General features: G+C 72.3%; 10 protein-coding genes. 3 read left to right on the forward strand and 7 right to left on the reverse strand.

Translation table 11 applies throughout. The annotated features are described in order from the left end of the window. Positions 1–3: 3 nt before the first annotated feature. Together ACFVWD_RS17530 and ACFVWD_RS17535 are read right to left on the reverse strand one after the other, a co-directional pair. Complete coding sequence (locus ACFVWD_RS17530; protein WP_389597014.1) at positions 4–645, reverse strand: hypothetical protein; 642 nt, start codon at positions 643–645, stop codon at positions 4–6. A 72-nt stretch (positions 646–717) separates the two neighbouring features. Beyond that, the gene (locus tag ACFVWD_RS17535; protein WP_389597016.1) at positions 718–2,469 is read right to left on the reverse strand and encodes an LCP family protein; all 1,752 of its coding nucleotides are present in this window, start codon (positions 2,467–2,469) and stop codon (positions 718–720) included. 280 nt (positions 2,470–2,749) lie between these two features. On the opposite strand from ACFVWD_RS17535, the gene ACFVWD_RS17540 reads away from it, so the two are divergent. After that, complete coding sequence (locus ACFVWD_RS17540) at positions 2,750–3,814, forward strand: permease (RefSeq protein ID WP_389597017.1); 1,065 nt, start codon at positions 2,750–2,752, stop codon at positions 3,812–3,814. Beyond that, positions 3,811–4,542, forward strand: a complete 732-nt coding sequence (locus tag ACFVWD_RS17545; protein ID WP_389597019.1) for a TIGR03943 family putative permease subunit — start codon at positions 3,811–3,813, stop codon at positions 4,540–4,542. The genes ACFVWD_RS17540 and ACFVWD_RS17545 overlap by 4 nt, the downstream gene beginning before the upstream one ends. A 30-nt stretch (positions 4,543–4,572) precedes the next feature. Here the strand turns inward: ACFVWD_RS17545 and ACFVWD_RS17550 are convergent, their stop codons facing one another. The 3 genes from ACFVWD_RS17550 to ACFVWD_RS17560 all read right to left on the reverse strand — a co-directional run bounded on the left by ACFVWD_RS17550 (position 4,573) and on the right by ACFVWD_RS17560 (position 8,904). Then, positions 4,573–5,229: a response regulator transcription factor gene (locus tag ACFVWD_RS17550; protein ID WP_099942444.1), complete on the reverse strand. Its 657-nt coding sequence runs from the start codon at positions 5,227–5,229 to the stop codon at positions 4,573–4,575. Continuing rightward, positions 5,226–6,551, reverse strand: coding sequence for a sensor histidine kinase (locus tag ACFVWD_RS17555; protein ID WP_389597021.1), 1,326 nt, complete (start codon positions 6,549–6,551; stop codon positions 5,226–5,228). Before ACFVWD_RS17555 ends, ACFVWD_RS17550 begins: the two co-directional genes overlap by 4 nt. Positions 6,552–6,678: 127 nt before the next feature. Continuing rightward, positions 6,679–8,904 (reverse strand): MMPL family transporter, encoded by a 2,226-nt coding sequence (locus tag ACFVWD_RS17560; RefSeq protein WP_389597023.1) that lies wholly within the window; start codon positions 8,902–8,904, stop codon positions 6,679–6,681. 264 nt (positions 8,905–9,168) lie between these two features. Between ACFVWD_RS17560 and ACFVWD_RS17565 the strand changes: the two genes are divergently transcribed. Next, positions 9,169–10,164, forward strand: a complete 996-nt coding sequence (locus tag ACFVWD_RS17565) for an NAD-dependent epimerase/dehydratase family protein (RefSeq protein ID WP_389597025.1) — start codon at positions 9,169–9,171, stop codon at positions 10,162–10,164. A 75-nt stretch (positions 10,165–10,239) separates the two neighbouring features. Here the strand turns inward: ACFVWD_RS17565 and ACFVWD_RS17570 are convergent, their stop codons facing one another. Both ACFVWD_RS17570 and ACFVWD_RS17575 read right to left on the reverse strand, forming a co-directional pair. Beyond that, positions 10,240–11,370 carry a sensor histidine kinase gene (locus tag ACFVWD_RS17570; RefSeq protein ID WP_389597027.1) on the reverse strand — a complete coding sequence of 377 codons (1,131 nt, stop codon included), beginning with the start codon at positions 11,368–11,370 and terminating at the stop codon, positions 10,240–10,242. Between the two features lie 74 nt (positions 11,371–11,444). Then, the gene (locus tag ACFVWD_RS17575) at positions 11,445–12,215 is read right to left on the reverse strand and encodes a response regulator transcription factor (RefSeq protein WP_101399360.1); all 771 of its coding nucleotides are present in this window, start codon (positions 12,213–12,215) and stop codon (positions 11,445–11,447) included. Positions 12,216–12,239 lie beyond the last annotated feature (24 nt).

A 12,239-nucleotide genomic window follows, 5' to 3' on the forward strand; every position in this document is an offset into this window, starting at 1 on the left:
AGGTCACACGTGGTCCCTGGTGTCGGCCTCGTCGAGGCGGGCGAGGAGGAACGGCATCATCCCGCGCTCCCGCAGGGCGAGTTGCCACGCTTCGCGCGCCCGCTTCACCTCCGCGTCCTCGCCGGCGGGCACCCCGTCCTCCACCGCGGAGCGGTTGTGGGCCGCCGCGACCAGCAGACAGGCGAGATCGGCGACCGCGCCTCCGACGGCCACGGCCGCCGCGACGAACCCGGCCGTGAGCAGTCCCGCGCCGATGTAGGGGCGCCCGCCGAAGGCGCGCAGGACGAGCCCGGACACCAGGAACACCGCCGCGGCGACGGCCGACAGACTCGGCACGAACACCGCCAGCACGGGGAGCAGCCCGCTCCCGCCGCTGCCGCCGTTGCCGTTGCTGTCGCGCTCATCGGTCTGCTCGGCTGCCAAGGCCTTGCTCGCGGTGTACGCGTGGTACTCGACGGCCGCCACCGCGGCGATGGCGGCGCGCTCCCGCAGCGCGCGGGTGCGCAACTGTTCCCGGTTGAGCGTCCCGGCGGACCGCTCCAGCGCGTCACTGATCCGCCGGGAGTTCAGGGCCTGGTCCAGGACCCGTTCGAAAGTCACGCTGATGTAGCCGATGTCCGCCCCTGAGGGCTCAGGATCCGCCATGTCTCCCCCGTCGCCGCGCGCCAGTGTGATGGTTCCCGGATTGCGCAATCCCCAAAGGTTTCGAGCACCGGCTCACGGTGCCGAGTCTTTGGTGCCGGAGGCTGCTCGGTAGGCCTGGGTGGGGGTCATGGCGACGCCGTTGAGACTGACGGTCCTGTACGGGCTGACCTTGGCGCAGGTTTTGGACTGGTCGGCTGTCTCGGCGTGGGCGTTGGAGGTGGCGGCCTTGGTGTCGGCGGGTGCGGGGGTGGTGGCGGGGTAGGCGGTGCCGCTGGTCCAGTCGGTGCCGATGACCAGGGTCAGGCCGGTGCTGCCGGTGGTGTCGCTCTGCTTGAGGTGGGAGGTCGGCAGGCCCAGGGCCTTGGCGGCGGTCTGGGCCTCGGCCTTGTGCCCGCTGCCGTAGGTGAGGGTGGTCGTGGACGTGGTGCCGGCGGCGTTGCCGGTGGTGGTGCCGGAGCTGAAGCCCTTGTCGATCAGGGCGGTGGCGACGGCGGAGGCCCGGCCGGTGACGGTGGTGCCGTTCTCCACGGTGACCGCGATCTGCGCGGCGGGGACCGCGGAGGCGGTGGCCGTGGCTTTGGCTGTCGCGGAGGCCTCGGCGGTCTTCTCGCCGGACGAGCCGGTCAGGGACTGGTCGTTCGCGATGGTGGCGAACAGACTCTGGGCCGTGGCGGCGGGCACGAGCCGGTTGCTGTCATTGGGGTCGGGCGCCGTCTGCATGGTGGTGAAGGTGATGCGCTTCGCCGGGACCTTGTCCACGTCGGCGGCGAGCCCGATCAGCTTCCTGATGGTACCCAGGCCGGTGTCGACGGTGAGGGCCTTGGTGGCGGCGTCGGCCAGGCGGTAGACGGCGGTGGGGTCGGTGAGGGTGCCGGCGCTCTTGAACTTGCGGATCATCGAGCTGAGGAAGAGGTGCTGGGAGTAGGTGCGCCCCAGGTCGCTGCCGTCGCCGAAGCCGTGCCGGGAGCGGACGAACTCCAGGGCCGCGACGCCCTTGAGGGTGTGCGTGCCCTGAGCGAGCTTCAGGTGCGAGTAGGTGTCGTAGACGTCCTTGTCGACACAGGCCGACACCCCGCCCACCGCGTCGGACATCTTCACCACGCCGGAGAAGTCGAGCTTGACGAAGTGGTCTATGGGGATGCCGGTGAGCCGGTGGACGGTGGCCACCTGGCAGGCGGGCCCGTACTGCAGGGCGCTGTTGACCATGCCGGTGTAGCCGTTCGTGGAGATGCCGGTCTCGGTGTCCTTGCAGGCGGGGACCGTGGTCACGGTGTCGCGGGGGATGCTCATCACGGTGGCGTTGGAGCGGTCGGCGGAAATGTGCATCACCATCTCCACGTCCGCGTTGGACCCGGACTGCACGCCGGTCTGCGAACAACCGCCGCCCAGCTTGCAGTCGCTCGCGTTGGTACGCCCGTCGCTGCCCACCACCAGGAGGTTGATCGGGGTCCTGCCGAAGGAGTCGGCCTTCTCCTTGCCCGCGCTGTCGCCCGTGCCGTCGGTCAGCGGGACGCTGTGGAGATTGCCGTTCAGATGCTCGTAGAACCACCACCCCACGCCCGCCGTGGCCAGGACCAGCACCGACAGCGATATCGCGGCCGTCCGCAGGATCCGCCTGCCCCGGCGTACGGGCCTGCCCCGGCGCCCCGCGCCGACCTTGGGACGCGCACGGGACCCCGTCCGGGAGGGCGCGGAACGGGAGTGCGCGGAACGGGAGGGCGCGGAACCGGAGGGAGCGGAACCGGAGGTGTGGCGCTGCCCGGGCACCCCGCGTGTGTGGCTGCGTGTGGCGTTGCCGGCGGGGGCGTCCCCAAGGTCAGTCATGTTCGCACTCCCACGAAACGGTCGGGCCGTTCAGACATACGTCAGGCGTTGCGGGGCGCCTCACTTGCATGGTTGCGCAATATAACAACCCGGCCCGAGACCCAGCACGGCTCCCACCCACCACACCTTGAGAGGGCTCCGGACGCGGGGGCGTTCCGACGCCCGGAGTCGCCGGTCGCCGCAGTGGTCCGACTCATGACCGAGATGTGGTGAAGTCGTGGTGAGCGCTGGGGCCCGGGCCCGCTATGTTCGGTGCGATCATCCGAGATTCGGAGCTGGCGTGCAGAAGACAGACGAACGGGTCGTCGGGGCGGATGAACCGTCCACAAAGGCGGCGGAGGCGGCCGTCGCGGTCCCCGCGGCGGAGGCGGGTGCCACAGGTCCCCGGCGCGACTGGCCCCGCCACTGGCCCCTTCTGCTCGGAGCGTGCGCGCTGTCCGGGCCCGCGCTCTACGTCCTCGGCCGGTGGACGGAGCAACCGGCCATGCAGGCGTGGCGGACCGTCTGTCTCGCCGTGACCGTGCAGGCACTGCCCTTCCTGCTGCTCGGCACGGCGCTGTCCGGCGCGATCAACGCGTTCGTGCCGGCCCGGGTGTTCACCCGGGTGCTGCCCCGGCGGCCCGTGCTCGCCGTCCCGGTCGCCGGAGTCGCCGGGGTCGTGCTGCCCGGTTGCGAATGCGCGTCGGTGCCGGTCGCCAACAGCCTGATCGGCCGGGGTGTCACCCCGGCCGCCGCGTTCGCGTTCCTGCTCTCGGCGCCCGCCATCAACCCGGTCGTGCTGACCGCCACCGCCATCGCCTTCCCCGGCCACCCCGAGATGGTGCTGGCCCGGCTGCTCGCCTCGCTCGCCACCGCCGCCGTGATGGGCTGGCTGTGGCTCTTCCTGGGCCGCGACAAATGGCTCAAGCCTGTCGTACGGCACACCGGTCACCAGCCCGAGCAGAACCGCCTGCGGGAGTTCCGGCGCGGCTTCCAGCACGACTTCCTGCACGCGGGCGGCTTCCTGGTCCTCGGGGCCATGGCGGCGGCCACGTTCAACGTGGCGGTCCCGCGCACCGTGCTCGACGCGTTCTCCGGCTCGCCCTGGCTGTCGGTGCTGTTCCTGGCCGCGCTCGCCATCCTGCTCGCGGTGTGCTCCGAGGCCGACGCGTTCGTCGCGGCCTCGCTCACCGGCTTCTCGCCCGTCGCCCGGCTGGCGTTCATGGTCGTCGGGCCGATGGTCGACCTGAAACTGATCGCCCTTCAGGCGGGCACCTTCGGCCGGGCCTTCGCGGTCCGTTTCTCCACGGCCACGACGGTCGTCGCGATCCTGTGCAGCGCGCTCATCGGAGGAGTACTGCTGTGAAACGCCCCCTCCAGGTGACCCTGCTCGTCCTCAGCGGCCTCGGCCTGCTGCACGCCTCGCTCTTCACCGACCTGAGCCTCAGGTTCGTGAAGGAGGGGATGCGTCCCATGCTGGTCGCGTCGGGGGTGCTGCTGCTCGTGCTGGGCGTGGCGGAGGCGTGGTCGAGCCAGAAGCCGGGCAGCGGCGACGCCGCCGACGATCACGATCACAGCCACGACCACTCCACCGTGCCCCGTATCGCCTGGCTGCTGTTCCTCCCCGCGCTGAGTCTGCTCTTCTACGCCCCGCCGGCCCTCGGCGCCTACACCGCCGCGCGCGAGGCGCCCAAGGCCGTCACGGAGCAGCGGTACTTCGATCCGCTGCCCGCGACCTCGCCCGTCCTGCTGACACTCACCCAGTTCACCAGCCGGGTGCAGCAGGACCACAAGCGGGACATCGGCGGCCGTAGCGTCCGGATGACCGGTTTCGTCACGCCCGACAAGGGGGCCGACGGCTGGTACCTGACCAGGATCATCTTCACCTGCTGCGCGGCGGACGCCCAGTCCGTGAAGGTGCGGATCCACGGGGCGGCGGCCCTGCCCGCCGACACCTGGGTGACCGTCACGGGAACGTGGCACCCCGGCGGAACGCTGGGCACAAGTTCCGCCCCGGCCGCGCTGGACGCCCGTACCGTCAAGAAGGTCGCCAAGCCGGTGAACGCGTACACGGACGCCCTTCCGTTGTTCTAGATCAGCCGTTGTTCCAGATCAGCCGTTGCTCTAGGCCGGTCGTACCAGGCCCACGTCATACGCGAAGATCACCGCCTGCACCCGGTCCCGTACACCGATCTTGGCGAGGACGCGGCTGACGTGGGACTTGACGGTGGACTCCGCGAGGGAGAGGCGGTCGGCGATCTCGGCGTTGCTCCAGCCGGAGGCGATGGCGGTGAGGACCTCGCGTTCGCGGTCGGTGAGGGCGTCGAGCCGGCGCTCCTGCTCGGGGGTGTGTCCCGGGCGTCGCTCGGTGTAGGCGTCGATGAGTTTGCGGGTCAGGCCGGGGGCGATCACGGCGTCCCCGGCGGCCACCGCACGGATTCCGGCGACGAGTTCGTCGGGCAGCGCGTCCTTGAGGAGGAAGCCGCTGGCCCCGGCGCGCAGCGCGGCGTAGGCGTACTCGTCGAGGTCGAAGGTGGTCAGGACGAGGACCCGGGAGCGGCCGCCGGACTCCACGATGCGGCGGGTGGCCTCGATGCCGTCCATGCCGGGCATCCGGACGTCCATCAGGACGACGTCGGGGCGCAGTTCGGCGGTCGAACGGACCGCCTCGGCGCCGTGGGTGGCCTCGCCGACCACGGTCAGGTCGGAGTGCTGTTCCAGGAGCATGCTGAAGCCGAGGCGTTGCAGGGCCTGGTCGTCGACGATGAGCACGGTGGTCATGCCGGATGGTTCTCCGTGGGAGCGGTGGTGGGGATCAGGACGGCACGGACGGTCCAGCCGCCACGAGTGTTCGGGCCCGCGGTGACGGTTCCCTGGTAGAGGGCGGCCCGCTCGCGCATGCCGACCAGACCGCGCGCGTCGTCCCGGGCGTGGTCGGCGCGCGGGGTGCGGGGCGGGCCGGTGTCGTCGACGGTGAGGCGGACGCGGTCGCGGTCCGCGGTGACGCCGACGTGCGCGGTGGTGTCGGGCACGGCGTGCTTGAGGGTGTTGGTCAGCGCCTCCTGGACGATGCGGTAGACGGCGAGTTGGATACCGGGGGCGAGGCCCGTCAGGTCGCCCTCGGTGTCCAGGGTGACGGTGAGGCCTGCGGCCCGGACCCGTTCCAGGAGGGCGGCGAGGTCGGCGAGGCCCGGTTGGGGGGCGAGCGGGGTGCCGCCCGGTTCGTCGCTCCCGTCCCCTTCCTCACCGATGACGGAGAGCAGGCGGCGGAGTTCACCGAGGGCGCCGCGTCCACTGTCGGCGATGATCCGCAGGGTGTCGGCGCCGCGCTTGGGGGACTTCTCGGCGAGCCCGGCGGCGCCACCGGCCAGGCCGACGATGACGGCGAGGGTGTGGCCGAGGATGTCGTGCATCTCCCGGGCGACGCGGGCGCGTTCGGCGGCGGCGGCGAGCCGGGCCCGCTGGTCGCGCTCCACCTCCAGGCGGAAGGCGCGTTCGTGCAGGGCCCCGACGTACGCGTTCACGACCCGGCCGACCAGGCCCGCCGCGGCGACGGCCGCCACCAGGGCCGCCTGCACGATCGCCAGCACCGCGGTCTCCAGGAACGAACTGGCCGGCTGGCCGGCGGCGCGGGCGACGACCCCCACGGACGTCTGGGCGACGGCGATCGCCATACAGACCACCAGCTGGGCGGGCCCGACCGTGCGGCCCACGTTGAGCAGCGCGACGATCCGCGCGGCCTCGGAGCCCGTGCTGACGTCCATGGCGAGGCCCACCGCGCCGACGGCGGAGGTGAGGGCGAAGACCAGGACGGGCCGCTGCTGCCGCCACAGCAGGGGAAGGCAGTATCCGACGATCACCGCCAGCACCACGGGGACGCCGCGTCCGATGCCGTCCGCCGCGTCCCGCAGGGCCGGGACGCCCAGCGCCGCGCACAGGAGCGGCGCCGTCACCCGCCTGACCCACGGATGGGCCAGGTCGGCCCGTCTCACCCGGGTGAGCCACTGCAGGACCGCGACGTCCGAGCGGTGCTGCGCCCCGCCCAGCAGTTTCTCGGGCGTGACGGGGCGGGAAGTCGGCCCGGGCGCGGTCGGTGCGGTCACGTCGTACGCCCTCTCGGTACGGGAAGCCGTCCGTCGGCCCCCCGGGGGAGTGGGGACCGGCGGACGGGGCGCGATGGTCACGGCCGGTGCGGCCGTACGTCCTGCCGCGGATCGTACGGCCGACAGGTCAGCCCCTTGCGGTGGGAAGGGGCTCGGAGTCCCGCGTGCCCTCGGTGTCCTGCGTCTTCGCCAGCAGATGGCGCAGTTTCTCGCCCTCGACGTCCACGTTGGGCAGGACGCGGTCCAGCCATCGCGGCAGCGACCAGGCGCGGCGGCCGAGCAGCGCCATGACGGCGGGCACGATCGTCATCCGGACGACGAAGGCGTCGAGGAGCACGGCGACGGCGAGACCGAGGCCGATCGACTTGATCAGCGCGGTGTCGCTGAGCAGGAACCCGGCGAAGACGGAGATCATGATGATCGCCGCGGCCGTGACCACGCGGGCGCCGTGCCGGAAGCCCGCGACCACCGCCTCGGTGGGCTCGGCGCCATGGACGTACTCCTCGCGCATCCGGGTGACGAGGAAGACCTGGTAGTCCATGGCGAGCCCGAACACCACACCGACCAGGAAGATCGGCAGCAGGCTCACGATCGGCGCGGTCTGGTCGACGCCGAGGGCGCCCGCGAACCAGCCCCACTGGAAGACGGCGACCACGACGCCGAGGGTCGCGAGGACGCTGAGCAGGAACCCGGCGGCGGCCTTGAGCGGGACCAGGACCGAGCGGAACACCAGGAGCAGCAGTACCAGGGCCAGGCCGACGACCACGGCGAGATAGGGCACGAGGGCGTCGCCGAGCTTGGCGGAGATGTCGATGTTGAGCGCGGTGGTGCCGGTGATCATCAGTTCGGCGCCGGTGTCCTCGTGCAGGGCGGTGCCGCGGTCGCGGATGGCGGAGACCAGGTCGACGGTGTCCTGGCTGCTGGGGGAGCTCTTCGGGACGGCGCGGATCAGGGCGACGTCACCGGCCTGGTTGAAGGTCGCGGGGCTGACCGAGGCGACGTCCGGCATCGTGCCGAGCAGGGTGACCGCGTCCTGGGCGGCGCCCTTGGCGTCGTCGCTCCTACGGGCGTCGACGACCACGGTCAGCGGCCCGTTGTAGCCGGGCCCGAACCCCTTGGTGATGGTGTCGTAGGCGATGCGCTGGGTGGAACCGGGGGCGGCCGAACTGTCGCTGGGCATGGCCAGTTGCAGCGACAGGGCGGGAATGGCCAGGGCGAACAGGGCGGCCACCGCGACGGCGAGGACCTTGACCGGGTTGCGGGTGACGAACCGCGCCCAGCGCACGCCCGCGGGTTCGCCCTCTCCGCGCTCCTCGATCGCCCGCATCCGGCGGGTCTTGAGCTTCCCCTTCATGATCCGGGGACCGGCGAAGCCCAGCAGGGCGGGCAGCAGGGTGAGCGCGATGAGCACGGCGATCGCGACCGCGCCCGCGGCCCCGAGACCGATGTCGGTGAGCAGGCCGACCCCGATGATGCTGAGCCCCGCCAGCGCGATGACCACGGTCAGACCGGCGAACACCACCGCGGAGCCGGCCGTGCCGAGCGCGCGTCCGGCGGCCTCCTCCGGTTCGTGCCCCTCCCTGATCTCGCCGCGGTAGCGGGAGACGATGAACAGCGCGTAGTCGATGGCCACCGCGAGGCCGAGCATCAGCGCCAGCGTCGAGGTGGAGGAACTCAGGTCCACGAACGCGCTGGTGAGGGTGATCCCGGACACCGCCACCACGATGCCGAAGACCGCGGTCAGCAGGGGCAGTCCGGCCGCGAGCAACGAGCCGAAGGTGATGACCAGCGCGACGGCGGCGACCGCGAGGCCGATCAGCTCACCGGCGCTCTGCGCGGACTTCACCTGGACGGCGTTGCCTCCCATGCTCACCGCGAGACCCGCCTTGTCGCCCCGGTCGGCCACGGACTTCAGGTCCTCGCGGGCCCGGTCGGTGACGTCGGCCTGGGCGACCTTGTACGTGACCTGGGCGTAGGCGACGGAGCCGTCCTTGCTGACGGTGCCGCCGGCGAACGGGTCGGCGACGCTCGCAACCTGGGAGGCCTTCCTGAGGTCGGCGACGAGGGACACGACCTCGGCCTTGTCGTCGCCGGACGTCAGCTTCCGGCCGTCCGGGGCCTCGAACACGACACGGGCGGTGGCTCCGGCGGCCGAGGCCTGCGGGAACTCCTTCCCCAGCAGGTCCAGCGCCTTCTGGGACTGGGTTCCGGGAATGGTGAAGGAGTCCGACGTACCGGCCGACACACTGGCGGCACCGATGCCGACGGCCGCCAGGACGGCTATCCACAGCATGAGGACAAGTCGTCGCCGCCGGAACGCGAACCGGCCGAGACGATAGAGGAACGTGGCCACGAATGACTCCCGGGGAGGGGAAAAGAGGCCTTCGTGGCCTCCTTGCGCCAGGCTAGGAACGCCCGGTCGCCACTCGGCGGCACTCCGGAGGTGAATACGGCCCGGCGGTTAGTACTTCCGTGCCATACGGATGTCATCCGGCCGGTGTACGAGACGCGGCTGCGGCCCGCGTGGGCCCCGGGCCTCTCGGCGGGTCTTACGGACCCGTGACGTGACGGGCGCGGTGCTGCCGTACGCCACGGTCGCGGTCCTAGCGTTCGGCGTATGCGAGTACTGGTCACCGGCGGTGCCGGGTTCATCGGGTCCCATGTCGTCGAGGCGCTGACCGCGCGGGGGCACGAGGCGGTCGTGTTCGACCTGCGCGACGGCCTGGACGTACGGGACGCCGAGGCGGTCGGCGCGGCGCTGGCGGGCATGGACGCCGTGTGCCATCAGGCGGCGATGGTGGGGCTGGGGAAGGGGTTCGACGACGCGGCCGAGTACGTGTCGCGCAACGACCTCGGCACGGCGGTGCTGCTCACCGCGATGGCCGACGCGGGGGTACGCCGCCTCGTGCTCGCCGGGTCGATGGTCGTGTACGGCGAGGGCGCGTACGGCTGTGAGTGGCACGGGCCGGTACGCCCCGGGCCCCGGACCGTCGCCGATCTCGACGCGGGACGGTTCGAGCCCCGCTGCCCGCGGTGCGGCGAGGAACTGACGCCGGGCCTGGTGCGCGAGGACGCTCCGGCCGACCCCCGGAACGTGTACGCGACGACCAAGCTGGCCCAGGAGCATCTGGCGGCGGCCTGGGCCCGGTCGACGGACGGTTCGGCGGTGTCGCTGCGCTACCACAACGTGTACGGGCCGAGGATGCCGCGCGACACCCCGTACGCGGGGGTCGCCTCGTTCTTCCGGTCCGCGCTGGCCCGGGGCGAGGCGCCGCGTGTCTTCGAGGACGGCGGGCAGCGACGGGACTTCGTGCACGTACGGGACGTGGCCGCGGCCAATGTGGCGGCCCTGGAGGCGGGTTCGCGCGCCGGGGTCCTCACGGCCTACAACACCGGAAGCGGCGAGCCGCACACGGTCGGCGAGATGGCCCGTGCCCTGGCCACCGCCCACGGCGGACCCGAGCCCGTGGTGACCGGGGAGTACCGCCTCGGCGACGTACGCCACATCACGGCCGACTCCGCACGGCTGCGCGCCGAACTGGGCTGGAAGCCCGAGACCGACTTCGCGGAGGGGATGAGGGAGTTCGCGACGGCGAGGCTGCGCGGGGAGTAGGGGGGGCAGGGGGCAGGAGAGCGGGAGCGCGGCGGCCGGGGCCCGCGCCTCACGCTCTCGCCATGGGCACCCGCCTCACGCCCTCGACATCGGCAGCGTGACCTCGAAGCGGCAGCCGCCGGGGACGTTGTGGACGGCGGCCTGGCCCTGGTGGGCCTCGACGATGCCCCGGACGATGGCCAGACCCAGGCCCGCTCCGGCGGGAGGCGTGCGGGCGTGGGTGCCGCGCCAGCCGGTGTCGAAGACGCGCGGGAGGTCCTCCTCCGGGATGCCGCCGCAGCCGTCGGTGACGGACAGGACGACCCCCGCGTCCGAGCGCTCGGCGGCGACCGCGACCGTGCCGTCGGCCGGAGTCCGGCGGATCGCGTTGACGAGGAGATTGCCCAGCACCCGGCTCATCTCCTTGCCGTCCACCTCGACCGGCACCGGCTCGATACGGTCCCCGACCAGGCGTACGCCGTGCTCGCGGGCGAGCGGGTCCGCGCCCGCGAGGGCGTCGCCGACGAGGTCGTAGAGGGAGATGCGGGAGGGGGACAGGGCGAGGGTCCCGGCGTGTATGCGGGAGAGTTCGAAGAGGTCGCCGACCATGTCGTTGAGGCGCTCGACCTCGGTGCGGATCTGCCGGAGGTAGCGGTCCGGGTCGGCGGCCACCCCGTCCTCCAGCGCCTCCGACATCGCCCGCAGTCCGGCGAGCGGGGTGCGCAGGTCGTGCGAGATCCAGGCGACGAGTTCACGGCGGGAGGTCTCCAGCGCGCGTTCACGGTCGCGGGACTCGGCGAGCTTCGCGCTGGTCGCCTGCAACTCCCGGCTCAGCGCGGAGAGTTCGGCGGTCGCGGGACCCTCGGGGGCCGCGAAGTCGCCGCCGTCGCCGAAGGAACGCGCGGCCAGGGTGAGGGCCCTGCTGCGGGCCACCACCCAACGCCCCAGCAACAACGCCGTCGCCAGGGACACCACCGCCGCCATGGCCACCACGGTCGTGACCACGCCCAGGTCGTGCGAGGACAGGAACATCGCCCAGGCGACGGCCAGCGTCCCCGCGAGCATCGCGGTGACCGCCACGGCGGCGACGACGGCGAGGGACACGGTCAGCGACCGGCGCCGGATCAGCCACAGCGCCCCCGCGCCGAGCAGCCCGGCCACGGCGGCACCGAGGAAGGCGTACAGGGCGATGAGCAGCATGTCGTGCGTGGAGTGCACGGTTTGCATGGCTTGCATGGAGTGTGTGGCTTGCACGGGGTGTGCGGCTTGCAGGGCGTGTGTGAGGGGCATGGCGCGCATGGTCAGACCGCTTCCTCTCGGGGAGTCGGGGCCTCGCCGGGCGTGGGCTCCTCGAAGCGGTAACCGACCCCCCACACCGTCTGGATCAGCCGCGGTCTGCCCGGATCGTCCTCGACCTTGCCCCGCAGCCGGCGCACGTGGACCGTGACCGTGGACAGGTCACCGAAGTCCCAGCCCCACACCTCGCGCATCAGGTCCTCGCGGCTGTACGCCCGGCCGGGATTGCGGAGGAAGAACGCGAGCAGATCGAACTCTCGGATGGTGAGGGCGAGATCCTCGCCGTTCCTGGTGGCGCGGCGGGCGTCGGGGTCGACGGCGAGACCGGCCAGCCGCAGGGGGCGAGCGCCTGCGGCGGGGCGGCTGCGGCGCAGTACCGACTCCACCCTCAGGACCAGTTCGCGAGGGCTGAAGGGCTTGGTGACGTAGTCGTCGGCGCCCACCTCCAGGCCGAGGATCCGGTCGTCCTCGTCACCGCGGGCGGTGAGCATGATGACCGGGACGGGCCCGTGGCCGCGCATCCTGCGGCACACCTCCAGGCCGTCCATCCCCGGCAGCATCAGGTCCAGCACCACCAGGTCGGGCCAGTGCGCGGCGGCACGGGCGAGCGCGGCGGGTCCGTCCGCGGCACGGTCCACGACGTACCCGGCGCGGTCGAGGTAGCCGGAGACCACCTCGGCGACGGTGGGATCGTCGTCGACGACGAGGACGCGGGCGCTCCGCCCGGGCCCGCCCGGGGCAGGTCCGGTACCTGCGGATTCGTACGGCTGCTGCATGAATCCAGCGTCCCACCGGCCGCA

This window comes from Streptomyces sp. NPDC058086 (assembly GCF_042885015.1).
GTDB lineage: Bacteria > Actinomycetota > Actinomycetes > Streptomycetales > Streptomycetaceae > Streptomyces.